Source organism: Mycolicibacterium iranicum (genome assembly GCF_002101705.1).
GTDB lineage: Bacteria > Actinomycetota > Actinomycetes > Mycobacteriales > Mycobacteriaceae > Mycobacterium > Mycobacterium iranicum.
Genome location: NZ_LQPC01000030.1, coordinates 27,314 through 49,705, shown reverse-complemented (window position 1 = coordinate 49,705; position 22,392 = coordinate 27,314). Strand labels below are relative to the sequence as shown.

The following is a 22,392-nucleotide window of genomic DNA, read 5'->3' as shown; positions in this document are numbered from 1 at the left end:
GCAGAAAGTCTAACCGCCGGGAGAAATACTCTCCCGGCGGCTGTCGACGCGTGATGAAACTGTGGTTACTGGCTGACTTTCCACTCGAACTCGGGGCAGAAAGCCCCGGTCGCAGCACCGATGAAGTACCCGGCCTGGTAATCCGACCAGTCGGTGACACTGGTCAGGTCGGCCACTTCCTGCTCGAAGGAGGCCCCGTTGGACCAGTCGGTGCAGACGGCGCGCCCGGTCTCGATGACCTGTGGGGTCTTGTCGGCCGGCCAGGTGATTCCACCGTTGGTGATCACGGTGAGGAAGTCTTCCTCCGGCTGCGCGAAGGCCGCGGGAGCACTGAACAGAGCAACTGCGGCAAAGGCCGCAGATGCGGCGCAGGCAATCGTGGTCTTCATTGTCGGGTCCTAGGTGTTCGGTATCGCGGCAGGCCGCGAAGGTGTCGGGGTGGCCCGCGCCCTAAAGTGCGGGTTCACCCATATAGTCGCCGACAACAGCTAATCGTGCAGCGTTTTCACAGCATGATCAGCGCAACGCCCCGTGACCGGAGCGTAAATTTTCGAGATTTACGCGACCTTGACGTCGACCTCGTGAATCCCGGCTCCCGAAGGCGCAACGCTGGCGTCACCGTTACCCACCGGTGACAGGGCGCGCAGCGTCCAGGTACCCGGCGCGGCGAAGAATCGGAAGTCACCAGTGGCCGATGCGACGACCTCGGCGGTGAACTCGTCCGAGCTGTCCAGCAAGCGCACGAACGCGCCCCCCACAGCCTGGCCGGACCCGTCCACAACGCGGCCGGTGATGACCGTTTCCTTCTCCAGGTCGACGCTTGCGGGCAACGTCAGTCCTTGCTTGGGTGCAGAGCACATATCAACTTCCCAACTCGATCGGGGCTCCCACGAGGGAACCGTATTCTGTCCAACTACCGTCGTAGTTCTTGACGTTCTTGTGTCCCAGCAGCTCCTGCAGCACGAACCAGGTGTGCGACGAGCGCTCACCGATGCGGCAGTAGGCGATGGTCTCCTTCTCGCCGTCCAGGCCGGCGTCGGCGTAGAGCTTGGCCAGGTCCTCGTCGGACTTGAAGGTGCCGTCGTCGTTGGCCGCCTTGCTCCACGGAACATTGATCGCGCTCGGGATATGCCCGGGACGCTGGCTCTGCTCCTGCGGCAGGTGCGCCGGCGCCAGGATCTTGCCGGAGAACTCGTCAGGAGAGCGCACGTCGACCAGGTTCTTGGTGCCGATCGCGGCGATGACCTCGTCGCGGAACGCGCGAATGCTGTTGTCGGGCTCCTTGGCGGTGTAGCTGGTGCTCTCGCGCTTCACCACGTCCTTGGAGAGCGGGCGCGCGTCGAGCTCCCACTTCTTGCGGCCGCCGTCGAGCAGCTTGACGTTCTCGTGGCCGTAGAGCTTGAAGTACCAGTACGCGTACGCGGCGAACCAGTTGTTGTTGCCGCCGTAGAGGATGACGGTGTCGTCGTTGCCGATTCCCTTGTCCGACAACAGCTTCGAGAACTGCTGCTGATCGACGAAGTCGCGCTTGACCTGGTCCTGCAGCTCGGTCTTCCAGTCCAGCCGGATCGCGCCGGGGATGTGACCGGTTTCGTAGGCGCTGGTGTCCTCGTCGACCTCGACGAAGACGGTGTTCGGCGCGTCGAGATTGCTCTCGGCCCAGTCGGCTGTGACCAGGACGTCGGAGCGTGCCATGTGGAAATTCCTTTCGATTGCTACTGGGTGGGGGTCAAGCGTGTGAAGAGCGGATAGAGCTGGCAGCCGAGGCAGATCCCGAAGGCTGCGTTGAGAAAAGCCGCCACGAGCGCAAGTGCTGTGGCGACCATGCCCAGCGGCGCGAGGCCGCTGGCGAAACCGACGACGCCGACAGCGGCGAAGACGAAGCCGACGAGCTGTGCGAACTTCAGCGGCGGGACCGGCTCACGTTCGGTGACCGGGCCGAGTCGCGGCGCCACGAGTGTCGCGAAGACAAGGCCGTACGGATGCCGGCGCGGGCCCAGCGTGGCCCCGACCGCGAAGACGACGGCCTGCGCGGCGAGGATCGCCGCGGCCGCAACGAGGCTTTCCGCAGACACCAGCAGCGCCGCGACGAGGACGGCAGTCGATATCCAGGCGCCGAAACGCGGTCCACGGACGTCCACCTGTGCGGGTGTGCGCTGCTCTGTGATGCTCGACATAGTTGTGCTCCTGTTGTCCGGTATGGCTGGGTGCGGCGGACCGAAACGGCCTGTCGCAGAGTGCGGCGCGAAGAACGGCGCGGCTACTCAGCAGCTGCAACAACAACAGCAACAACCCGCAACGCGGCACAGATCGACTGCGCGGCGCTTGGTGAGCACAAGCTCGATGCGGGCTGGCACGGGGGACAGCTTACCCAAAGAGGAGGTGATCAGGCCAACAGTGCCGCGAGCGCCGACCGCAGGTCAGCAGCGGTCGGCACCCCTGAGGTGCGGTAGCGCTGCTTACCGTCGGCGTCGAAGATGAACGTGGTGGGCAACGAGAGCACCGAAAGCTTGCGCGCCGCTCCGGGATTGGCGTCCATATCGATCTCGACGTGGGCGACCCCGGGAAGGTCTGCGCACACCTGGTCCACGACTCGGCGCACAGCCGCGCACGGTCCGCACCACGGAGCCGTGAAATGCAGAACCGTCGGCCCGGTCCTGGACAATCCCAGCTCGGCGACGTCGTCCTCGTCGAGGGCGGGCCACTCTTTGGCGCCCCGGATCAGACCCGACCGCAAGGTCATCAGCCGCCCGACGACGAGAGCGAGCCCGAACGCGGCGATGAGCGCCGCGGCGACAGCAATCCAGGAAGAGCTCATGACATTCGGAACTCTCGAAGATCGACGGTTACTCCCTCGGTGATGCCCTCGATGATGATGTCGGATCCTCGGGCGCCCGCCGTCGTGGGAGCGATGCCGAACGGCAGCTTCTGACCGGGCAGCTCCGCGGAGAACGCGTCGAGCACCGCGGGGATCTGCTGCTCCGGCACGGCCCGATCGGCGGTCCCCGGCTCGGTCAGCACCCCGGTCGCGGTCATGACCAATGTGGTGGCGTCCGGTCCGGCGATCGACAGGTCGACGGCGATGCTGACCCGCTCACCGAAGCCGGCCTTGTCCGGGGTGCCGGTGAAGACCAGCCCGCGGTTGCTCGAAATGCCCGACTCGGTGGTGCCCCCGGTGGAATCCTCCGTTTCGGCCGTCGGCGCCTCGATGAGGAGGTCGGGGATGCCCATGAAGCGGCCGATGTGGGTCGAGTCGATGATGATTCGGCTCTCCAGCTTGCCGATCGTCAGAGTCGCGTCGGGCGGGATCAGCCACGATTCGCCCACCCCGACCGAATGCATCGTCGCCTCCAGCGAGGCCTTGCCCACCACGGGGTGATCAACGCCACTGGCCTTGATCTCCACTTCGTCGTAGTGCCTGCGTTCCGCCTGCGGGATGAAGGGAAATCCTAGTATCGCCACAGACGGGTCCCAGCTGAGGTTGGCAGCGCTTCTTACGCTCCTGGCCAGGCGATATTCGGCGTAGATCGCGGCGCCGAAGTCGGTGCTCACCGCGCCGACAAGCAACGCGGTGAGGGTCGCCAGGGCACCGATGACGAGCTTGCGCACCCCGACATTGTTGCCGACGCGGGTCAGCTGCAGCGTTCAGCACGGCTTACGAGCAGGTAGCACGCTAAGGTGAGGTAACTATCGGCGCGGTAACGGCCGTGTGTCGGACATGAATCTGGGAAGTCACCACGCGACAAAGATGTTCGGCGGTGTCCCGGGGGATGAGCTCCACGGATGCTGGAGGGTCAGTTGGATCTGCTGCTACTGACGGTTGACCCGCAGCCGGAATCCGTCCTGCCGTCACTGTCCCTGCTGGCGCACAATGTTCGCACCGCGCCCACCGAGGTCTCCTCCCTCCTCGAGGCGGGTACTGCCGACGTCGCGATCGTGGACGCGCGCACCGACCTTGCCGCTGCGCGTGGCCTCTGTCGACTGCTCGGCACCACCGGCACATCTGTACCCGTCGTCGCGGTGGTCAATGAGGGCGGCCTCGTCGCCGTCAACGTGGAATGGGGTCTGGACGAGATCCTTCTGCCCAGCACCGGCCCCGCGGAGATCGACGCGCGGCTTCGGCTGCTCGTCGGACGCCGCGGCGGGATGGCCAATCAGGAGAACCTCGGCAAGATCAGCCTCGGTGAACTCGTCATCGACGAGGGCACCTACACCGCACGGCTGCGCGGGCGGCCTCTCGACCTCACCTACAAGGAGTTCGAGCTTCTGAAGTACCTGGCGCAGCACGCCGGACGGGTCTTCACCCGGGCGCAGCTTCTACAAGAGGTGTGGGGCTATGACTTCTTCGGCGGCACCCGCACCGTCGACGTCCACGTGCGACGTCTGCGCGCCAAGCTCGGCCCCGAATACGAGTCCCTCATCGGCACCGTGCGCAACGTCGGTTACAAGGCGGTCAGACCCGCACGCGGCCGGCCACCCGCGCCGGACAGCGAGACCGAAGACCTCGACGACGACCACTACGAGGACGACGCCGACTCGCTGAATCCCGACAGCGTGTCCGATTCCTTCGACGACGCGCTGCGCGGTCAGTGAGCTCGCCGGTTTCGGTCGACTGGCACGAGAAGCTCTCGGACGCCGACCAACAGCGCATTCGCGACCTCATCGTCGAGGCAAAGATGCTCGACGGTGTCGCCCCGGTCGGGGATCAGGTGCTTCGCGAACTCGGCCAGGACCGTACCCGGCACCTTCTCGCCGCCACCGACGGTGACATCCGCGGCTACCTCAACCTGACTCCCGCCGGCGACGATGCGCCGCCGATGGCCGAACTCGTCGTTGACCCCGCGGCGCGCCGCCGCGGCATCGGCTCGGCCCTCATCCGCGCCGCACTTCCCGAGGGCGGACCCGACGCCCGAATCTGGGCGCATGGCAACCTCGAGGCGGCCAGGGCCACGGCCGCGGCACTCGATCTCGTCGCCGTCCGCGAATTGCTCCAGATGCAGCGACCGCTGGCGGATTTGCCGTCGATGACGACAGCCGACGGTGTGCGCGTGACCACATACGCCGGCCCGCAGGACGACGCGGAGGTACTGCGGGTGAACAACGCCGCGTTCTCCTGGCATCCCGAGCAGGGCGGCTGGAGCGACGCCGATATCGCCGAGCGGCGCGACGAGCCGTGGTTCGACCCGAACGGCTTCTTCCTCGCGTTCGACGAGAACAGCGGTGAGCTACTCGGATTCCATTGGACCAAGGTGCATTCCGGTTCGCTTGGCGAGGTGTACGTGGTGGGGGTGGACCCCTCGGCGCAAGGGCGCGGACTGGGTGCCGCGCTGACGCTGACGGGCCTGCACCACCTCGCCGAGAGACTCGGCCCGGGAGCCGACGTGATGCTCTACGTCGAAGCGGACAACACCGCGGCGGTGAAGACGTATCGACGGCTGGGTTTCGACGTGATCAATTCAGATGTTGCCTACGCCGCCCCCGCAGCGGCTCGCCTGTGAATTGCTGAACCAAGCGTCGTGCGGGGTCGTCAGGCCGGACGTGTCGATACTGCCGCTGCTATACGGTCGAGTGCTTCGGTATTGACGCGGTAGTAGGCCCACTTGCCGCGTTGATCACGGCCGACAAGGCCGCTGTCGACGAGAAGCTTCATGTGATGCGACACCGTGGGCTGGCTCAACCCGAGTGGTTCAGTCAGGTCGCAGATGCAGGCTTCGCCGTCCTCGGCTGCGGCGATGAGAGACACCAGCTTGACCCGTGCGGGGTCGCCGAGCGCCTTGAACACCGAGGCGAGTTGTTCGGCGGCAGCGGTGTCCAACACTCCGCCCGTGAGCGGTGAGCAGCAGGCGGACGCATCGTTGATGGTCAGCGGCGCGGTGGCAACGGCCATAGGCACCATGATGGCACACGCATTGACAAATATCGATGCGTCAAGCACGATCGGTCGCATCGAAGAATGTCGATAGGAGGAATCGAGCATGTCGGAGCTGCCCGTCGTAGTGATCGGGGCCGGACCGTTGGGTTTAGCGGCGGCCGCGCACCTGCTGGAGCGTGGACTCACCCCGCTTGTACTGGAGGCGGGCGACGGCCCGGCGTCGGCGGTCGAGCAGTGGGCACACGTACGCACGTTCTCGCCGTGGCCCGAACTGGTGGACCCCGCTGCCGCCCGGCTGCTCGAGTCGACAGGCTGGACTTCAGCTGAATCAGGGTTCCCGACCGGACGGGAGTGGATCGACGGCTATCTGGCGCCATTGGCCACCGCGTTGGGCCGGCGCGTGCGCTACGGCGCACGGGTGGAGGCGGTGTCGCGGCTGGGCCGTGACCGGTTGGTCAGCCCCGGCCGGGCGGAGGCACCGTTCGTCGTGCACGTGGCCAACAGTGACGGCACGGAATGCCGGGTGCAGGCCCGGGCGATCATCGACGCCTCGGGTACCTGGGGTCAGCCCAATCCTGCTGGCGCTGACGGTGTTCCGGCGATCGGGGAGCGTGCGGCCGCAGCTTCCGGTGTGTTGACCTACGTCCCGCCGACGCTGGCACAGGCCTCGGGGCTGGCGGGTAAGCACGTGGTGGTGGTCGGCAGCGGCCATTCGGCAATGACCGCGGTGATCCAGCTCGGCGAGGTGGTGCGCAAGGATCGCTCAACGACGGTGACGTGGGTGCTGCGCCGCGGGGTTTCCGAGGACACCTTCGGCGGCGGCGCCGCCGATGAGCTGCCCGAGCGTGGCGCCCTGGGTGTGCGCTCCAAGGAAGCGGTCGAGGATGGCCGGGTGTCGCTGTCGACCGGGTTCCGCATCGAGCGCATCGATATGGTCGACGGCCGCGCAGTAGTGACCGCCGAGGACGGGCGGTCCTTGCCACCGGCCGATCACGTCGTGGTGCTGACCGGGTTCCGGCCGGACCTGTCTTTCCTGTCGGAGATGCGTATCGAGCTGGACCCCATCCTGCAGGCCCCCGTCAACGTGGCCCCGTCGATCGACCCGAACATGCATTCCTGCGGCAGCGTGTTACCGCACGGTGCCGCCGAATTGGCCCACCCCGAACCGAATTTGTACATCGTGGGCATGAAGTCCTACGGGCGGGCACCGACGTTTCTGGCGATGACCGGCTACGAGCAGGTCCGCAGCATCGCCGCCGAACTGGCCGGCGATCACGAGGGCGCCCGTCGGGTCGAGCTGACCTTGCCCGACACCGGGGTGTGCAACGGGGCCGGGTTGTTCGACAGCCCCGACAGCGAGAACGCCGGCGGCGGTTGCTGCGGACCCGCACCGTCCGCGCCGCAACCGTTGTCGTTGTCGCTGAACCCCGTTGGCGGATGACACGTACAGATCCAACTGCAGCACCCAGCGCAGCCCGGCACGGGCTGCGCTGGGTGCTGTTGACGTTGTGCATCAGCGAGATCACCAGCTGGGGCGTGCTCTACTACGCCTTCACCGTGCTCTCCGAGCAGATCAGCACCGACACCGGCTGGTCGGCGCCTGCGGTGACCGCCGCGTTCTCCGCCGGGCTGCTGACCTCGGCGGTGGCGGGCATCCCGCTCGGACGGTGGCTGGACCGAGTGGGTCCACGCTGGATCATGACGGCAGGCTCGATCCTCGGTGTGCTGTCAGTGGTCGCGGTCGTCGCGGTGCCGAACTACGCGTTGTTCCTCGCGGCGTGGGTGCTGGCTGGGGTGGCGATGAGCGCAGTGTTCTACGCGCCGGCCTTTGCAGCGCTCACTCGTTTTTTCGGCACTGACGCCGTGCGCGCACTGACGGCGCTGACCTTGGTTGCGGGTTTCGCCAGCACCGTGTTCGCACCGTTGACTGCTGCGCTGTCGGCCCAGATGAGTTGGCGCCAAACCTATCTCGTATTAGCCGTGGTGATGGCGGTGATTACTGTTCCGGCACACTTCTTCGGATTGCGGCGCCCTTGGCCGCCGGTGGCCGCCCGGCACCGCCCGACTGAGGCGCCCACTCGCACCATCCGTAGTTGGCCGTTCCTGGCCCTGATGGCGGCATTCGCACTCGCTGGGCTCGCGTCGTATGCGGTGATCGCCAACCTGGTGCCGCTGATGAGCCAGCGCGACATCAGCACCGGTGCTGCCGCGGTCGCGCTCGGCCTGGGCGGCGCCGGCCAGGTCCTGGGCCGTCTGGGCTATCAGACGTTGGTGCGTCGCGTCGGCGTCGTGCCCCGCACGGTGATCATCATGGCCGGTATCGCGGTCACCACGGCGCTGCTCGGAGTGTTCAGCGCGTACGCCGCGCTGGTGGCGGTCGCGATCGGTGCCGGGGTCACGCGCGGCATCATGACGCTGCTGCAGGCGACCGCGGTCACCGAACGCTGGGGTGCGACCCACTACGGTTACCTCAGCGCTTACCTGAACGCCCCGATCATGGTCGCCACCGCGGTCGGCCCCTTCGTCGGCGCGGCGTTGGCCGGCCTGCTCGGCGGATACGCCGCGATGTTCGTCGCCCTCGGCGCGATCGCCGCGGCGGGGGCACTACTCGCCCTGGCCACCAGGCCGCGAGTGGCGGCACCCGCGCCGATCGTCGGTTAGTTCGAGGACCCGCCGCCGCTGCAGGATATGGACCATCTCCCTCGTCTGTGCCGGTGTGGGCAGACGGTGGGTAACTTTGGTGATCGCCACTTCGACGGCCACGACGTCCGGCGTCGACGCTTCCAACTGTGCTGCGACGCAATTCCTTTGCCGCAGAGTCAGCGCACTCGGTCCATTGAGGGCCATTAGTGCCAAATGGCCCGTCGGGGATCGCTCGGGATAGCCGGCCCGCAGCCACGCGACGCCAGAGCCCAGCGTCCGCCAGATCGTTTTCAGCACAGCGAATAGACGCTAGGAGGGGACGGCTACGTCCAGTTCAGCGAGCAGGGCGCGGACCCGGCGCTCGATCTCGTCGCGGATCGGCCGTACTGCCTCGACATCCTGCCCGTGCGGGTCATCGAGCTTCCATTCCTCATACCGGAGGCCGGGGAATACCGGGCAGGCATCGCCGCAGCCCATCGTGATGATGACGTCAGCGGCACGAACGATTTCGTCTGTCCAGGGTTTCGGGTACTCGCGGGAGATGTCGATACCGCGTTCGGCCATGGCGGCGACAGCCGCACGATTCACCTCGTTTCCGGGTTCCGATCCACCCGACCAGGCCACGGCGGCGTCGCCGGCCAAGTGGGTGAAGAATCCCATCGCCATCTGTGACCGCCCTGCGTTGTGTGTGCACAGGAACAGGACGGTCGGCTTTCCGTCGTGGTGTTTGCCCTCCACCTTGGCCAAGGCTCGAAGGCGTTGTCGGGCAAAGCGTTCAGCGAGTAAGGGAAGGAAATTGGGGATACTGGCCCGCCCGGCGAACTGGTCGTAGGACGAGTGCAAGAAACGCTCGATCGTCTCGATGCCGTAGACGCCGTCGAACTCGGTCTCCAGATGGGTCGCGGCGGATTTCAGTGCCAGACGCTGATCGATGGACAGATCGTGGCGCAGGTGCGGATGGGCGTCGGGAGCGATGCTGTCGGTCACGGTGTTCTCCTTGTCAGACGGACTTCAGGGTGGGCACGAGATTCTGGATGCGCTCGGTAAGTTCGTCGACCGCGGCGTCGAACGCATCAGCTCGCGCGGTACGGGCGGGGTCGGCGACCGACCAGTGCAGGCGCGCCAGCTCGCTGGCCAACTCCTCATGAGCGTTGTCGCAGACCGCGATGACCAGATCGCCGGCGGCCAATACGTCTCCCAGATACCGGGGGACATGTGGGCGAAGGTGAAGCTTGTGCCTGCGCGCTGCGGCCAACGTTCCGGGGTGGACACGGGCTGCGGGGTGGGTGCCGGCGGAGGTGGCGGGTAGTTCGCTACGGCGGTTCCAGATGGCTGCGGCGAGCTGGCTGCGTGCAGAGTTCTGGGTGCAGACGAAGACGACGCGCTGCGCGTGGCGATGTGCCACGGGCGCCAGAGAATCGAGCGCCTGCCGATTGAGGCTGAAATAGCTTCGCCGGCCATCGGCTTCCGAGCGCGTCTTTCGAATCAGACCGGTCTTCCTGAGCTGCCCCAGGTGATGGGCCAGCAGGTTCGACTGGATACCGAGGACGCTGCGCAGTTCCGACGACGAGGCGTCGCCCAGCAGTAGGTGATCGATGATCGTCAGCCGAACCGGGTCGGCGAGGGCGGCGAAGCGCGCTGCACGGCCGACAGTGTCCTGACTTATATCAGTGGTCATTGACTCAATTAGTATTGAGTCATCAAACCGATTTCAAGCCCTCCTGCAGAATCGTCGCCTCGCCCCCCTTGCCGGTTCATCTCCCGTTCACCATCCATAGGGCGCCGATTTACCAGCAGCCCCTAGGTTCACAGCCGAGCGACGAGAGTTCTGCTCGACGCGATATGCGTCCTACCCGTATCTGCATTGAAGGAGCTTCGTGAAGGCCAAACGATCTGGTGCCGCGCTGAGCATGCTGGCCGCCGGCGCGCTGCTGCTGTCCGCTTGTGGCAGTGACAACAACACCGCGTCCTCGGAATCGGGTGACGGCGGATCGGCCGCCGCCGGAGATTGCGGCGGCAAGGAAGCGCTGAAAGCCAGTGGTTCGTCCGCGCAGGCCAATGCGATGACGCGGTTCATCAACGCCTACGAGAAAGACTGCCCCGGCTACACCCTGAACTACACGTCCAGTGGTTCTGGCGCCGGCGTCTCGGAGTTCCTCGGCGGGCAGACCGACTTCGGCGGCTCCGACTCGCCGCTGAGTGCAGAGAAGGGTGAATACGACAAGGCCAAGGAACGCTGCGGTGGCAGTGAGGCGTGGAATCTGCCCGCGGTGTTCGGGCCCATTGCCATCACCTACAACGTCGAGGGCGTCGACGGATTGGTGCTTGACGGTCCGACCGCGGCAAAGATCTTCAACGGCACTGTCAAGACGTGGGATGCACCCGAGATCGCTGCTCTGAACGAAGGTGTCACCCTGCCCGCCGCGCCGATCAACGTGATCTTCCGCAGCGACGAATCGGGTACCACGGACAACTTCCAGAAGTACCTGGATGCGGCATCGGACGGGGCCTGGGGCAAGGGTGCTGGTAAGTCGTTCGCGGGCGGCGTCGGCGAGGGCGCCAAGGGCAATGAGGGCACCTCGGCGGCCATCGCGAGCACGCCGGGCTCCATCACGTACAACGAGTGGTCTTTCGCCAAGGCGCAGGGCCTGTCCATCGCCAAGATCATCACCTCGGCGGGCCCCGAGCCGGTCGAACTGAATACGGAGTCGGCCGGTAAGGCCATCGATGCCGTCAAGTTCAAGGGCGAGGGAAATGACCTGGTGCTCGACACCGCGTCGTTCTACATGCCGACCGAGCCCGGTTCGTACCCGATCATGCTCGCCGCCTACGAGATCGTGTGCTCGCAGTACCCGGACCCGGAGGTCGCGACTGCGGTCAAGGCGTTCATGCACTCGGCGCTGGGCAACGGACAGACCGGCCTCGAGGAGAACGGCTACATCCCGGTGCCCGAGGCATTCAAGGCGCGGTTGACCGAGGCTGTCGACGCCATCAACTCGACCAGCTAGGCAGAGACAACCACACCCATGGCTGTGACACCTGACTCGACCGCTGTGGGTCCGTCGACCAAGTCGACGGACCCACAGCGGGGCGGGGATACTTCCGATAAACCATCAGCATCTGGGAAGGGATCGGCATTGAGGCGGGGCGACGGGCGTTGGGGCGACACCGTCTTCAAGTCCATCGCTGTCGCTGCCGGCGCAACCATCATCGGCGCGATCGCATTGATGGCGCTGTTCCTGATCATCAAGGCGGTTCCCTCACTACAGGCCAATCAGGCCAACTTCCTGTTCAGCACCGAATTCCTGACCAGCGACTCGGACAACCTGCGCTTCGGAATCCGCGACCTGTTCATGGTCACGGTCCTCAGTTCGGTGTTCGCGCTTCTTCTCGCCGTACCTATTGCGATCGGCATCGCAGCGTTCCTGACGAACTACGCGCCAAGCCGGATGGCGCGGCCGTTCGGAATGTTGGTGGACCTGCTGGCCGCAGTGCCGTCGATCGTCTTCGGCTTGTGGGGCATTTTCGTGCTGGCGCCGTGGCTGACGCCGGCGGCGACCTTCCTCAATGACAACCTCGGCTGGTTTTTCCTTTTCGCTGACGGCAATGTCTCGTTGGCCGGCGGCGGAACGATCTTCACCGCTGGAATCGTGCTGGCGGTGATGATCCTGCCCATCATCACCTCGGTCACGCGCGAGGTCTTCGCACTCACGCCAAGAGGCCACGTCGAGGCCGCGCAGGCGCTCGGCGCGACGAAATGGGAAGTCATCAGGATGACTGTCTTCCCGTACGGCCGAAGCGGCATGATTGCCGCATCGATGCTGGGGCTTGGCCGCGCTCTCGGCGAGACGATCGCCATCCTGATCATCCTGCGCACCGCGGCCCAGGCGGGCAGCTGGTCGCTGTTTGACGGCGGCTACACGTTTGCATCCAAAATCGCTTCTGCTGCAGCGGAGTTCAGTGCTCCACTGCCGACAGGTGCTTACATCGCCGCAGGCTTCGTACTATTCGCGCTGACCTTCGTGGTCAACGCGTTGGCCCGTGCCGCGGCCGGCGGAAGGGTCAGTGGAGGATGACGGCAACACTCGACGGGCCGGTGAAGGTTCCGACCTTTCATCCGGTGAGTGCGAGTCGCAAACTCAAGAATCGACTTGCGACAACACTTTTCGCCGCGTCGTTCGTGATCGCTATGATCCCGCTGGCGTGGCTGCTCTACACCGTGATCGCCAAGGGCTTCACCGCGATCGTCGGGTCGACATGGTGGACAAACTCACTGGCCGGAGTGCTGCCAGAGGAGATGGCAGGCGGTGTCTACCACGCGATCTACGGCACCCTCGTCCAGGCAGCCATCGCCGCGGTGCTGTCGGTGCCGTTGGGCGTCATGGCGGCGGTCTACCTGGTCGAGTACGGCCGAGGCAGATTCGCCAAGATCACCACGTTCATGGTGGACATTCTCGCCGGCGTGCCGTCGATCGTGGCCGCGCTCTTCATCTTTGCCTTGTGGATTGCGACGCTGGGCTTCGAGCAGAGCGCCTTCGCCGTGTCGCTGGCGTTGGTGTTGTTGATGCTGCCCGTCGTCGTCCGCAACACCGAGGAGATGTTGAAGCTCGTCCCCGACGAATTGCGGGAAGCGTCCTACGCGTTGGGAATTCCGAAATGGAAGACCATCGTCCGCGTGGTCGTCCCGACGGCACTGCCGGGAATGATCAGCGGCATATTGCTCGCACTGGCGCGGGTCATGGGTGAGACGGCTCCGGTTCTCGTGCTGGTCGGTTACAGCCGGTCCATCAACATGGATGCGTTCGAGGGCAACATGGCGTCGCTACCGCTGCTCATCTTCACCGAACTGATCAACCCGGAAGCGGCTGGCGCATTGCGGGTCTGGGGCGCCGCGCTGACGCTGATCCTGATCATCGCGGCGCTGTACCTCGGCGCTGCATTCATCAACCGATACTTGACGCGGAACAGAGTTTAGGGGCCCCAATGGCTAAGCGACTTGATCTCAAAGACCTCAACATCTACTACGGTTCGTTCCACGCGGTAGCCGACGTGAGCTTGTCGGTGATGCCCCGCAGTGTCACGGCATTCATCGGTCCGTCGGGCTGCGGCAAGTCGACCGTGCTGCGCACCCTCAACCGCATGCACGAGGTGCTCCCAGGAGCCCGTGTCGAAGGCTCGGTGCTCCTCGACGGCGAGGACATCTATGCCGCGGGCATCGATCCGGTGAGCGTACGCAAGACGATCGGCATGGTGTTTCAGCGGCCGAACCCGTTCCCCACCATGTCAATTCGTGACAATGTGGTGGCCGGTCTCAAGCTGCAGGGTGTCCGCAACAAGAAGACGCTCGACGAGGTCGCGGAGCGTTCGCTCAAGGGTGCCAACCTCTGGAATGAGGTCAAAGACCGCCTCGACAAACCGGGCGGCGGGCTCTCCGGTGGTCAGCAGCAGCGTCTGTGCATCGCCCGAGCCATCGCGGTGCAGCCCGACGTGCTGCTGATGGACGAGCCCTGTTCGGCGCTTGACCCGATCTCGACGCTGGCGATCGCGGATCTGATCTCGGAGCTCAAGCAGGATTACACGATCGTGATCGTCACGCACAACATGCAGCAGGCGGCGCGCGTCAGCGATCAGACGGCATTCTTCAACTTGGAGGCGACCGGCAAGCCGGGCAAGCTGGTCGAGATCGACGAAACCGAAAAGATCTTCTCCAACCCGACGCAGAAGGCGACCGAGGACTACATCTCGGGCCGTTTCGGTTAGTCACCCCCTCTGCGCGAGCAGGCACAGAATCGCCCCATTTCCTGGGAAATGGGGCGATTTTCTGTCTGTTCGGCGATGCAAGGCCCGCGTCAGCGGGGGGAGGCGATCTCTTCTTCTTCGGACGAACGGCCGGTGACCTGGAAGATGACCCGCCGCGCCACCTCGACGGCATGGTCGGCGAAGCGCTCGTAGAAGCGTCCGAGCAGCGTCACGTCGACGGCGGCGGCAACCCCGTGCTTCCATTCACGGTCCATCAGGACTGTGAACAGGTGACGATGTAGGTCGTCCATCGCGTCGTCCTCTTCGCGGATTCGCGCGGCCTTCTCCGGGTCTCTGGTGATCAGCACCTCCTGGGCGCTGTTGCCCAGTTCCACCGCCACGCGGCCCATTTCCGCAAAGTAGCCGTTGACCTCCTCCGGCAGCGTGTGCTGGGGGTGACGGCGGCGGGCGATCTTCGCGACATGCAGCGCGAGTGCGCCCATTCGGTCGACGTCGGCGACGATCTGGATCGAGCTCACGATGGCACGCAGATCTCCGGCGACGGGTGCCTGCAGCGCGAGGAGAACGAAGGCGTCTTCTTCGGCGCGGGCGCTCAGGGCGGAGATCTGATCGTGGTCGGTGATCACCTGTTCGGCGAGTGCCAGATCGGCTTGCAACAGGGCCTGCGTCGCTTTCTCCATGGCCGCGCCCGCAAGCCCGCACATCTCGCCGAGTCTGCTGGTCAGGGCATCCAACTGCTCGTGATAAGCGGTACGCATGCACCAACCCTACGGGCTGCTGTCGCCAGGGTCACGACTTGGAGGGTGAACGAAAGGTGAATGCCACCTGCCGAAATACTCCGCGACACTATTCGCAGCTGGTGTCGGCGGCGTTGGTGACAGTCAGGTCCTCGGGCAGCTCAGTTGTGGGAGCCTTGGTGCCGCGAATGACGGTCAGCTGGTACGGGGATCCGCTGGGGGAGGGGGCGCCCACCGAATCGAAGTCGCTGCCCAGCACCACCTGGACCACGTCGCCCATCCCGTTGACACGTTCAGTGGTTGCGTTGGCAAAGGAAGATGCCACAGTCGCCGCGGCTTCCTCGTTGCCGGCCGAGAAGAAGACCGTCGTCTGCGGAAGCGGACCCGGATAGTCGTCGGGGGTCGTCACGTTGAACCCGTAGGCCTGTAGGGCACTGGCCGCCGTCGCCCCGAGGCCCGTCTGCGCGGTCGAGTTCGACACCTGCACGGTGACCGTCTCCGGGTCGGTCACGATGGCGTCGACGACCTCCTTGCCGTCCTGTCCGTTCTCGGCAGGTGACGGGCTGGTCAGCGATTCGGGTGTACCGGGTACCGGCGAGTTGTCGGCGTTGCGCTCCTCGGGCAGCGGCTCATCGTTGATGATCGCCCGGAACAGCGCCCGCATGTCATCGGTGCGCGGGATCTCGTTGCCATACTCATCGGCATACCCGACGGTTGGCACGGTGACGAACGTGATGCGGCCGGCGGTGACACCCTGTACGGACTGGCCGAGGTCCACGAGATCCTTGGTGTCGACGTTGTCGACGTAGCTGTCGCCGATGAACATGTTGACCACGTTGTTGAGCTTCGACAGCGAGAAGAATGTCTCTTTGGAAATCAGTGAGCGCAGCAGTGACGACAGGAACAGCTGCTGGCGTTTGATGCGGCCGTAGTCGCCGTTGGTTTCGGTGGTGACCTGACGCGCGCGCACGTAGTTCAGTGCGGTGTGGCCGTTGACGATCTGCCGGCCGGCGGTGGGCAGCACGGTGCCGAGCTCGTAGTCCTCGATCGGGGTGGTGCTGCACACCTCCACACCGCCGAGCGCGTCGACCATCTTCGAGAAACCGACGAAGTCGACGGCCATGAACCGGTTGACGTGCAGACCGGACAGCTTCTGGATGACCTTGACCAGGCATTTGGGTCCGCCGACCGCGAACGCCGAGTTGAGCTTGTACTCGGTGTAGACCTCTTCTTTGCCATACATCGGGGACTCTTCGTCCATGATGGGCCCGTACTGCCGGGTCTCGGGATCCCACGGCTCGCACTTCATGGGTTCGATCTCGAGGTCGCGCGGGAACGACACGGCGACAACACGTTTGCGGTTGGCCGGGATGTTCACCAGCATCACGGTGTCCGAGCGGGCTCCCGCGGCGTCCTCGGTGGTGCCTGCGCCGATGTCGCTGTTCTGGCCGATGCGGCTGTCGGTGCCGACGATGAGGAAGTTCTCGTCGCCGAACTGTGCGTTGGGATCCACGATGTCGCGGGAGTCGGGGTCCAGGGCCGACACCCGGTTGAGCAGGTTGTTCTTGGCCGACTGCCATTGCCAGGCGCCGCCGGTGAGTACCAGCGCAAAGACCGCGACCAGTGCGGCGGCGACCCGGCCGGCCATCGCGACGCGCCTGTGGTCGCGGCGCGGCGGGGGCGCCGTAACGTGCTTCGGTCGCAGCGCGGTCAGATCCGGCAATTCGGAGGCGCGCCCGTCGAGGGCGGGCAGGATCGTGGTGTCGAGGTCGTCACCGTCGGGGTAGGGCTCAGGCTCGGGGTGGACGTCGAACTCGTGTTCCGGTTCGGCGCGGTGACGCTTCGGCTCGGCAGACGGAGCGCCGCCGTTGATTTTGGCGATGAGGTCGGCGACGGTGACCGGACCGGTCGACTCGCGCGGAGGTGTGGAAGGAGATTTCTCCTGAGCTCCGGAAATCTCCCGTTCCCACGGCGCGGCGCCTGGCTTCGGCCGGGGGGATCGGGTATTCCAGTCGGAGACGGGCCTGTCTGTGGCCCCGTCAGAGCTGTCGGAGCGGCCAGGAGTGGCAGCGGCGTCCTCCGTGTCGCCGTCACTCATGTCTTACCGGCCTTCCAGCTTCCACGGCTTGTTGCGGTGTGTGCGCGCCGTTGCGCACTGGCACGCAGATAGCCGTGTGCCCTGATAACTGTCATAAAGCACTGATGCCGACTCCGCCACCGGAGCCAGGCAATTGATCCCTCATCGTACTGAGACATCCTGAGAGACCTCCAGTCGAAGCCTGGTGTCGTTTCCCTTTCGAGTCCCTCTCGAACGTGTCTCGAAACCGCTTCGGGCCGGTGACCGAATCGCTTCGTCCCTTGTCAGCCGCCCGAGTGCATCACGTCGGCACCCGCGGGCACCGTGCAATCGTCGGGGTCGTCGAGCCACCCCTCGGGCAACGTCACAGAGGCCGGAGACCCCTGGCGCCCCCGCGGGCCATTGGCCGCGGCAGGGAACGGGACGTCCGGGTCGAGCTCGCCGAGCAGGTCGTCGAGTTCGGAAATTGTCTTGACCAGTGCCAACGATCTGCGCAGGTCTGCCCCCGCGGGGAACCCGTGCATGTACCACGCAACGTGCTTGCGGATGTCCCGCATGCCTTTGTCCTCTCCGAAATGCGCAGCGAGCAGCTCGCCATGTCTACGAATGATCTGCGCAACCTCGCCGAGCGTCGGCGGGGTCGCGGGCGCAGTCCCGGTGAACGCGGCCGACAGTTCGGCGAACAGCCACGGCCGCCCCAAGCAGCCCCGGCCGATCACCACGCCGTCGCAACCCGTCGCGGCCATCATGGCCAGCGCGTCACGAGCGTCGAAGATATCACCGTTACCCAGGACGGGAACATTCGTGACGTGGGCTTTCAGCGCGGCGATCTGATCCCAATCGGCGCTGCCCGAGTATCGCTGCGAGGCGGTGCGCGCGTGCAGCGCGACGGCGGCCGCTCCCTCCTCTGCGGCGATATGGCCGGCATCGAGGTGTGTGTGGTGTTCGTCGTCGATGCCGATCCGGAATTTCACGGTGACCGGAATGTCGGTGCCTTCGGTGGCCTTGACGGCGGCAGCCACGATCTGGCCGAACAGGCGACGCTTGTACGGCAGCGCCGCGCCGCCGCCGCGCCGGGTCACCTTGGGCACCGGGCAGCCGAAATTCATGTCGATGTGGTCGGCAAGGTCCTCGTCGACGATCATCTTGGCGGCTTTGTACGTGTTGACCGGGTCGACGGTGTAGAGCTGCAGCGACCGCGGCGACTCCTCGGGCGCGAACGTCGTCATATGCATGGTGACGGGGTGGCGCTCGACGAGCGCGCGGGCAGTCACCATTTCGCAGACGTACAGGCCGCTGACGGTGCCGGCGCGCGCCAGTTCGAGTTCGCGGCACAAGGTGCGGAACGCGACGTTGGTGACCCCGGCCATCGGAGCGAGGACGACGGGGCTGCGCAACGCGATCGGCCCGATCCGCAAGGATCGGGCCGCATCGACAGGGGGGCTCTCTACGCTGATGACGACACCAAGAGGTTCTTCGCCGCCTTCTTCTCGGCCATCTGGCGCAGGCGCTCCTCGCGACGGTGCTTGGCGATCTCGAACTTGTCGACGGCTTCCTGCAGTTCTTCGACCAGCAGGCCGAGATCGTCGCGCAGGCGGGCGCTGTCTCCATTGAAATCTTCGCGTTCGAAAATGCGCCACTTCTTCAACACCGGCATCACGATGTCGTCGAGGTGGATACGCGGGTCGTACACGCCGCCGGAGGCGATCGTGACGGCGCGCCTGCGGAAGTCCGGGATCGTGTACCCGGGCATCTTGAAGTTGCGCAGCACCTTGTGCAGCGACCTCATCGCCTGGTCGGGTGCGATCTCGAAACCGGCCTCGGAGACGTCGCGGTAGAAGATCATGTGCAGGTTCTCGTCGGCCGAGACGCGTTGCAGGAGCTGATCGGCGATCGGTTCCTCACACGCCTTGCCGGTGTTGCGGTGCGAGACGCGGGTCGCCAGTTCCTGGAACGTCACGTAGATGACCGAATCGAACAGGCTCTCGGCGAACAGGTCTGCCTCGACCTGCTGGTTCTGGCCGGGGGAGAAGCCGCGGGTCATCTGCTCGATGCGCAGCATCTCCAGCTCGACGGGGTCGACGTTGCGGGTGACGACGAGGTAGTCGCGCAGCGCGATGCCGTGGCGGTTCTCCTCGGCCGTCCACCGGTTCACCCAGAAGCCCCACGGGCCGTCCATGGTGAAGTTCATCGCGATCTCGCGGTGGTAGGACGGCAGGTTGTCCTCGGTAAGCAGGTTCACCAGCATCGCAACGCGGGCGACGTCGGAGAGCTGCGACTGCTCGGGATCCCAGTCCTGGCCGCCGAGCGCGTAGTAGTTCTTGCCATCGGACCAGGGGATGTAGTCGTGCGGGTTCCAGTCCTTCTTCATCCGCATGTGACGGTTGACGAGGGGCTCGACGACGGGCTCGAGTTCCCTCAGCAGTTGCAGGTCGGTCAGGTCTTTCGACACGACACCTCCCAGTTATCTGTACCTGATGGTTGCACTCAATATATCTGTGTATCCCGGTGACATTCAAGCCGCCGCGCCGCGCCGCATCTGCAGGTAGCGGGCCGATTCAGGTCACCGCCCTGCTGAGCAGTAGCTCAGCGCAATGGTCGATGAACTGCACGCGAGTGGCGTCGAGCCTGCCGTCGAGGTATGCCGTGAACAACGCAGTGAGTGCCCCGATCAGGCCGGTGGCAACCATCGCCTGCGTGGTGGGGTCGGTGATCTGGGTGAGGCTGCGCTGCAGCAACTCGATGAAGTTCGGCATCCACCGGGCGCCCGAGCGGGCCAGAACCGGTTCGGCCTCCGGCGCGAGTAGGAGCACCCTGCCGCGGGCGGGGTCGTCGATCATCAGCGCGACGAACCTCTCGACGGCGTCGCGCATGCTCTCGGATTCCATGAGCGTCGACATCGCGGCGGCGCAGACGTCGTCGTAGACCGCTGCCACGTACTCGTCGCGGTCGGCGAAGCTCTCGTAGAAGTACCGCTCGGTGAGGCCGGCGGCCTTGCAGACGGCGCGCACGGTCAGGTTGGGTCCGCCGGGGCTGCCCAGCAGACCGATGCCCGCGGCGATGAGTTCATCCCGCCGGAGCGCTTGGCGATCTTCCAGCGGAACGCCCGACCATCTCCCGCGTCGTTGACCGGACGGCACGGTCCTCCTAAGCTCCATAGTGACAACGTCTGTAGTCAAAGTTTCGTGATGCGTCGGCGAGAAGAGCGGTAGTGACCCAAGATACGTCTGCGGCATGCCCTGTGACCAGCACATCCGGCGCCGAGCCGGATGTCTCGGCGGTGGGCTGCCCGGTGACCGGCGGCGGCTATGACGCCCCGCCGGTACCGCTCGGGCCCGATTCGCTCACCTGGCGGTACTTCGGGCAATGGACCGGAATGCTGCAGGGGCCGTGGGCCGGGTCGATGCAGAACATGCACCCCCAACTGGGCGCCGCCGTCGAGCAGCACTCCATCTTCTTCATGGAACGGATGCCGCGGCTGTTCCGGTCGGTGTATCCGATCGGGGGAGTGGTGTTCGACGGCTACCGCGCCCCGCGGACCGGGTCGGAGGTCCGCGACTATCACATCGGGATCAAAGGAGTCGACGAGCAGGGCCGCCGCTACAGCGCGCTGAATCCCGACGTCTTCTACTGGGCGCACGCCACGTTCTTCAAGTCGACCCTGTTGGCCGCCGAGTGGCTGGGCGGCGGTCTCACCGAGGAGCAGAAGCGGCAGCTCTTCGACGAGCACATCACCTGGTACCGCATGTACGGCATGAGCATGCGTCCGGTCCCGAAGTCCTGGGAGGAGTTCTGCGACTACTGGGATCACATGTGCCACAACGTGCTTGAGAACAACTGGGCCGCCAGGACGGTGCTCGACCTGTCGACGATGCCGAAGCATCCGTCGCTGGAGTGGCTGCCGGACTGGCTGTGGCGGCTCAATCTCAGTGCCATGCAACGGTTTTTCAACTTCACCACCGTGGGCTTGTTCGACCCTGCGGTGCGCGAGTTGATGGGATATAGCTGGTCGCCCCGGCAGGAACGCGCACATCGGCTGTTCGGGAAGGTCGTCTACCACGTCGTCAAGCTGCTGCCGAAACGCATGATGATGCATCCACGTAAGCGTTCGGCGTGGGACCGCGCCACCGGAAGACTGCCGGTCGACGCACCGCTGGTGGAGACCCCGGCGCGCAACCTGCCGCCCGTCGAGTACCGCGGCGACCCGCACTTCTACTGCCCGAAGGTCTGACCGCCGCGCTACGTTCGTAAGGTGCGACACAAGCTGACAGCCGTGGTCGGTGCGGTCGCGGCGGCGCTGTCCGGCACCGCCTCGACCGCCCACGCGTCGTCTCCCGCTCAGTTGATCGTCGTGAGTGCGCCCGCACCGCAGTCGCCCACGGCGACGTTGTCGGCCTACGAGCGCGTCGGCGCCGAGTGGCTGATGGTGCTGGGCCCCACGCCGGCCGATCTGGGATCCCTCGGTGTCGGCGCTCCCGAAGACGACGTGTTCCGAACGCCTGAAGGGAGGTTCCCGTTGGGGCAGGCCTTCGGACGGCAACCCAATCCGGGCACCAGGATGCCGTATTTTCAAGCGACGGAAGCGGACTGGTGGGACGAGGACGTCGACTCACCGACCTACAACACCCACGTCCACGCCGACGAGATCGCGTCCGAGGACGCCGAGAACCTGTACGACTCGGGTCCGATATACGACTATGCGGTCGTCATCGACCACAACCCCGGGAGGATTCCCGGACGGTCGGCGGGGATCTTCCTGCACGTGTCCGACGGGGATCCCACCTGGGGATGTGTGGCGATCGGTCGCGACCAGATGCGCTCCGTACTGCAGTGGCTCGATCCAGCCGCCCGGCCGGAGATCGTCATCGGCGTGGGGATCACCGGTCCGCCCACGGTCTGACGCTCAGCGGCGCACCACGTGCGGCGTCCACGCGAGGCCGTCGAAGTAGCGCAGCCAGCGAGGGTTCTGCGGATCGGGATACCAATTGGGTCCGACGGGTGCATAGCGGCCGTACAGACCCCGCGGATCTCCGACCAGGTTCAGCCGGTGCTCGTAGTCGGCGCGGGCGCGCAGGCCGGCATCGCGAAGGAGGGCGGTGCGGCGGCGTTTGCGCGCGACGACGATCAGGCCGGCCACGACGACCAATGCGAGCGCCTCATACCAGCCCTGCCACAGCCACCACGCGGCCGTCACCACGGCCAGCACCGTCACCACGGGGTGACGGCGCGCAAATGGTCGATCAACTCCGCTGTCGCGCATTGAACTTGATCATACGAGCCGCCTGACATCGTGGCGCCGGCTG

The 22,392-nt window shown here is 65.5% G+C and carries 26 protein-coding genes; 10 read left to right on the top strand and 16 right to left on the bottom strand.

The window, feature by feature from the left end:
* Window positions 1–65: 65 nt before the first annotated feature.
* The 7 genes from AWC12_RS13845 to lmeA form a co-directional block, all read right to left on the bottom strand.
* Window positions 66–389: a DUF732 domain-containing protein gene (locus AWC12_RS13845; protein ID WP_085175013.1), complete on the bottom strand. Its 324-nt coding sequence runs from the start codon at window positions 387–389 to the stop codon at window positions 66–68.
* 168 nt (window positions 390–557) lie between these two features.
* On the bottom strand, window positions 558–860 hold the full coding sequence (locus tag AWC12_RS13840) for a DUF1416 domain-containing protein (protein WP_064279567.1): 303 nt from the start codon (window positions 858–860) through the stop codon (window positions 558–560).
* Window position 861: 1 nt separating this feature from the next.
* Window positions 862–1,695, bottom strand: coding sequence for a sulfurtransferase (locus tag AWC12_RS13835; protein ID WP_085175011.1), 834 nt, complete (start codon window positions 1,693–1,695; stop codon window positions 862–864).
* A 20-nt stretch (window positions 1,696–1,715) separates the two neighbouring features.
* Entirely contained in the window at window positions 1,716–2,177 is a 462-nt protein-coding gene (locus AWC12_RS13830; RefSeq protein ID WP_085175009.1) for a DUF4395 domain-containing protein, read from the bottom strand.
* 87 nt (window positions 2,178–2,264) lie between these two features.
* Window positions 2,265–2,357, bottom strand: a complete 93-nt coding sequence (locus AWC12_RS32040; RefSeq protein WP_370471476.1) for an Ms5788A family Cys-rich leader peptide — start codon at window positions 2,355–2,357, stop codon at window positions 2,265–2,267.
* A 29-nt stretch (window positions 2,358–2,386) separates the two neighbouring features.
* The gene (locus tag AWC12_RS13820) at window positions 2,387–2,818 is read right to left on the bottom strand and encodes a thioredoxin family protein (RefSeq protein ID WP_085175007.1); all 432 of its coding nucleotides are present in this window, start codon (window positions 2,816–2,818) and stop codon (window positions 2,387–2,389) included.
* Window positions 2,815–3,609, bottom strand: a complete 795-nt coding sequence (gene lmeA / locus AWC12_RS13815; protein ID WP_085175005.1) for a mannan chain length control protein LmeA — start codon at window positions 3,607–3,609, stop codon at window positions 2,815–2,817. The genes AWC12_RS13820 and lmeA overlap by 4 nt, the downstream gene beginning before the upstream one ends.
* 189 nt (window positions 3,610–3,798) lie before the next feature.
* Between lmeA and AWC12_RS13810 the strand changes: the two genes are divergently transcribed.
* Both AWC12_RS13810 and mshD read left to right on the top strand, forming a co-directional pair.
* The gene (locus tag AWC12_RS13810; RefSeq protein WP_024448696.1) at window positions 3,799–4,593 is read left to right on the top strand and encodes a winged helix-turn-helix transcriptional regulator; all 795 of its coding nucleotides are present in this window, start codon (window positions 3,799–3,801) and stop codon (window positions 4,591–4,593) included.
* A complete protein-coding gene (gene mshD, locus AWC12_RS13805; RefSeq protein ID WP_085175003.1) occupies window positions 4,590–5,498 on the top strand; it encodes a mycothiol synthase in 909 nt (302 codons plus the stop codon). Before AWC12_RS13810 ends, mshD begins: the two co-directional genes overlap by 4 nt.
* A 29-nt stretch (window positions 5,499–5,527) precedes the next feature.
* Here mshD and AWC12_RS13800 read toward each other — a convergent pair whose 3' ends face one another.
* On the bottom strand, window positions 5,528–5,887 hold the full coding sequence (locus AWC12_RS13800) for an ArsR/SmtB family transcription factor (protein WP_085175001.1): 360 nt from the start codon (window positions 5,885–5,887) through the stop codon (window positions 5,528–5,530).
* 88 nt (window positions 5,888–5,975) lie between these two features.
* Here AWC12_RS13800 and AWC12_RS13795 point away from each other — a divergent pair, with 88 nt between their 5' ends.
* Window positions 5,976–7,313 carry an NAD(P)-binding domain-containing protein gene (locus AWC12_RS13795; RefSeq protein WP_085174999.1) on the top strand — a complete coding sequence of 446 codons (1,338 nt, stop codon included), beginning with the start codon at window positions 5,976–5,978 and terminating at the stop codon, window positions 7,311–7,313.
* On the top strand, window positions 7,310–8,533 hold the full coding sequence (locus AWC12_RS13790; RefSeq protein WP_085174997.1) for an MFS transporter: 1,224 nt from the start codon (window positions 7,310–7,312) through the stop codon (window positions 8,531–8,533). Before AWC12_RS13795 ends, AWC12_RS13790 begins: the two co-directional genes overlap by 4 nt.
* Window positions 8,534–8,824: 291 nt before the next feature.
* Here the strand turns inward: AWC12_RS13790 and AWC12_RS13780 are convergent, their stop codons facing one another.
* Together AWC12_RS13780 and AWC12_RS13775 are read right to left on the bottom strand one after the other, a co-directional pair.
* A complete protein-coding gene (locus tag AWC12_RS13780; RefSeq protein ID WP_085174994.1) occupies window positions 8,825–9,502 on the bottom strand; it encodes an arsenate reductase ArsC in 678 nt (225 codons plus the stop codon).
* A gap of 13 nt (window positions 9,503–9,515) precedes the next feature.
* Entirely contained in the window at window positions 9,516–10,193 is a 678-nt protein-coding gene (locus AWC12_RS13775; protein ID WP_085174992.1) for an arsenate reductase/protein-tyrosine-phosphatase family protein, read from the bottom strand.
* A 199-nt stretch (window positions 10,194–10,392) separates the two neighbouring features.
* Between AWC12_RS13775 and pstS the strand changes: the two genes are divergently transcribed.
* From pstS to pstB, 4 genes are read left to right on the top strand one after another with little or no spacing between them, the layout of a single operon-like run.
* The gene (gene pstS / locus AWC12_RS13770) at window positions 10,393–11,523 is read left to right on the top strand and encodes a phosphate ABC transporter substrate-binding protein PstS (protein ID WP_085174990.1); all 1,131 of its coding nucleotides are present in this window, start codon (window positions 10,393–10,395) and stop codon (window positions 11,521–11,523) included.
* Between the two features lie 18 nt (window positions 11,524–11,541).
* The gene (gene pstC / locus AWC12_RS13765; RefSeq protein ID WP_085174988.1) at window positions 11,542–12,591 is read left to right on the top strand and encodes a phosphate ABC transporter permease subunit PstC; all 1,050 of its coding nucleotides are present in this window, start codon (window positions 11,542–11,544) and stop codon (window positions 12,589–12,591) included.
* A complete protein-coding gene (gene pstA, locus AWC12_RS13760; RefSeq protein WP_085174986.1) occupies window positions 12,588–13,490 on the top strand; it encodes a phosphate ABC transporter permease PstA in 903 nt (300 codons plus the stop codon). Before pstC ends, pstA begins: the two co-directional genes overlap by 4 nt.
* An 8-nt stretch (window positions 13,491–13,498) precedes the next feature.
* Window positions 13,499–14,275: a phosphate ABC transporter ATP-binding protein PstB gene (gene pstB, locus AWC12_RS13755; protein WP_085174984.1), complete on the top strand. Its 777-nt coding sequence runs from the start codon at window positions 13,499–13,501 to the stop codon at window positions 14,273–14,275.
* Window positions 14,276–14,364: 89 nt separating this feature from the next.
* On the opposite strand, the gene phoU is transcribed toward pstB, so the two are convergent.
* The 5 genes from phoU to AWC12_RS13730 all read right to left on the bottom strand — a co-directional run bounded on the left by phoU (window position 14,365) and on the right by AWC12_RS13730 (window position 20,229).
* Complete coding sequence (phoU, locus tag AWC12_RS13750; RefSeq protein ID WP_024448690.1) at window positions 14,365–15,033, bottom strand: phosphate signaling complex protein PhoU; 669 nt, start codon at window positions 15,031–15,033, stop codon at window positions 14,365–14,367.
* An 88-nt stretch (window positions 15,034–15,121) separates the two neighbouring features.
* Window positions 15,122–17,110, bottom strand: a complete 1,989-nt coding sequence (locus AWC12_RS13745) for an LCP family protein (RefSeq protein ID WP_085174982.1) — start codon at window positions 17,108–17,110, stop codon at window positions 15,122–15,124.
* Between the two features lie 263 nt (window positions 17,111–17,373).
* Window positions 17,374–18,507, bottom strand: a complete 1,134-nt coding sequence (dusB, locus tag AWC12_RS13740; RefSeq protein WP_085174980.1) for a tRNA dihydrouridine synthase DusB — start codon at window positions 18,505–18,507, stop codon at window positions 17,374–17,376.
* A 29-nt stretch (window positions 18,508–18,536) separates the two neighbouring features.
* Window positions 18,537–19,541, bottom strand: coding sequence for an acyl-ACP desaturase (locus AWC12_RS13735; RefSeq protein ID WP_024448687.1), 1,005 nt, complete (start codon window positions 19,539–19,541; stop codon window positions 18,537–18,539).
* Window positions 19,542–19,647: 106 nt separating this feature from the next.
* On the bottom strand, window positions 19,648–20,229 hold the full coding sequence (locus AWC12_RS13730; protein WP_085174979.1) for a TetR/AcrR family transcriptional regulator: 582 nt from the start codon (window positions 20,227–20,229) through the stop codon (window positions 19,648–19,650).
* 71 nt (window positions 20,230–20,300) lie between these two features.
* Here AWC12_RS13730 and AWC12_RS13725 point away from each other — a divergent pair, with 71 nt between their 5' ends.
* Together AWC12_RS13725 and AWC12_RS13720 are read left to right on the top strand one after the other, a co-directional pair.
* Window positions 20,301–21,320, top strand: a complete 1,020-nt coding sequence (locus AWC12_RS13725) for an oxygenase MpaB family protein (protein ID WP_085174977.1) — start codon at window positions 20,301–20,303, stop codon at window positions 21,318–21,320.
* 21 nt (window positions 21,321–21,341) lie between these two features.
* On the top strand, window positions 21,342–21,989 hold the full coding sequence (locus AWC12_RS13720) for a L,D-transpeptidase family protein (protein WP_110808638.1): 648 nt from the start codon (window positions 21,342–21,344) through the stop codon (window positions 21,987–21,989).
* 3 nt (window positions 21,990–21,992) lie between these two features.
* Here the strand turns inward: AWC12_RS13720 and AWC12_RS13715 are convergent, their stop codons facing one another.
* Window positions 21,993–22,349: a DUF2510 domain-containing protein gene (locus tag AWC12_RS13715; protein ID WP_024448683.1), complete on the bottom strand. Its 357-nt coding sequence runs from the start codon at window positions 22,347–22,349 to the stop codon at window positions 21,993–21,995.
* Between the last annotated feature and the right edge of the window lie 43 nt (window positions 22,350–22,392).

Bases quoted from the DNA above. Each gene is read 5' to 3' on its own strand.
- AWC12_RS13845 (WP_085175013.1), bottom strand. From the start codon at position 389: ATGAAGACCACGATTGCCTGCGCCGCATCTGCGGCCTTTGCCGCAGTT.
- AWC12_RS13840 (WP_064279567.1), bottom strand. From the start codon at position 860: ATGTGCTCTGCACCCAAGCAAGGACTGACGTTGCCCGCAAGCGTCGAC.
- AWC12_RS13835 (WP_085175011.1), bottom strand. From the start codon at position 1,695: ATGGCACGCTCCGACGTCCTGGTCACAGCCGACTGGGCCGAGAGCAAT.
- AWC12_RS13830 (WP_085175009.1), bottom strand. From the start codon at position 2,177: ATGTCGAGCATCACAGAGCAGCGCACACCCGCACAGGTGGACGTCCGT.
- AWC12_RS13820 (WP_085175007.1), bottom strand. From the start codon at position 2,818: ATGAGCTCTTCCTGGATTGCTGTCGCCGCGGCGCTCATCGCCGCGTTC.
- AWC12_RS13800 (WP_085175001.1), bottom strand. From the start codon at position 5,887: ATGGCCGTTGCCACCGCGCCGCTGACCATCAACGATGCGTCCGCCTGC.
- AWC12_RS13795 (WP_085174999.1), top strand. From the start codon at position 5,976: ATGTCGGAGCTGCCCGTCGTAGTGATCGGGGCCGGACCGTTGGGTTTA.
- AWC12_RS13790 (WP_085174997.1), top strand. From the start codon at position 7,310: ATGACACGTACAGATCCAACTGCAGCACCCAGCGCAGCCCGGCACGGG.
- AWC12_RS13775 (WP_085174992.1), bottom strand. From the start codon at position 10,193: ATGACCACTGATATAAGTCAGGACACTGTCGGCCGTGCAGCGCGCTTC.
- pstC (WP_085174988.1), top strand. From the start codon at position 11,542: ATGGCTGTGACACCTGACTCGACCGCTGTGGGTCCGTCGACCAAGTCG.
- pstA (WP_085174986.1), top strand. From the start codon at position 12,588: ATGACGGCAACACTCGACGGGCCGGTGAAGGTTCCGACCTTTCATCCG.
- pstB (WP_085174984.1), top strand. From the start codon at position 13,499: ATGGCTAAGCGACTTGATCTCAAAGACCTCAACATCTACTACGGTTCG.
- phoU (WP_024448690.1), bottom strand. From the start codon at position 15,033: ATGCGTACCGCTTATCACGAGCAGTTGGATGCCCTGACCAGCAGACTC.
- AWC12_RS13745 (WP_085174982.1), bottom strand. From the start codon at position 17,110: ATGAGTGACGGCGACACGGAGGACGCCGCTGCCACTCCTGGCCGCTCC.
- AWC12_RS13715 (WP_024448683.1), bottom strand. From the start codon at position 22,349: ATGCGCGACAGCGGAGTTGATCGACCATTTGCGCGCCGTCACCCCGTG.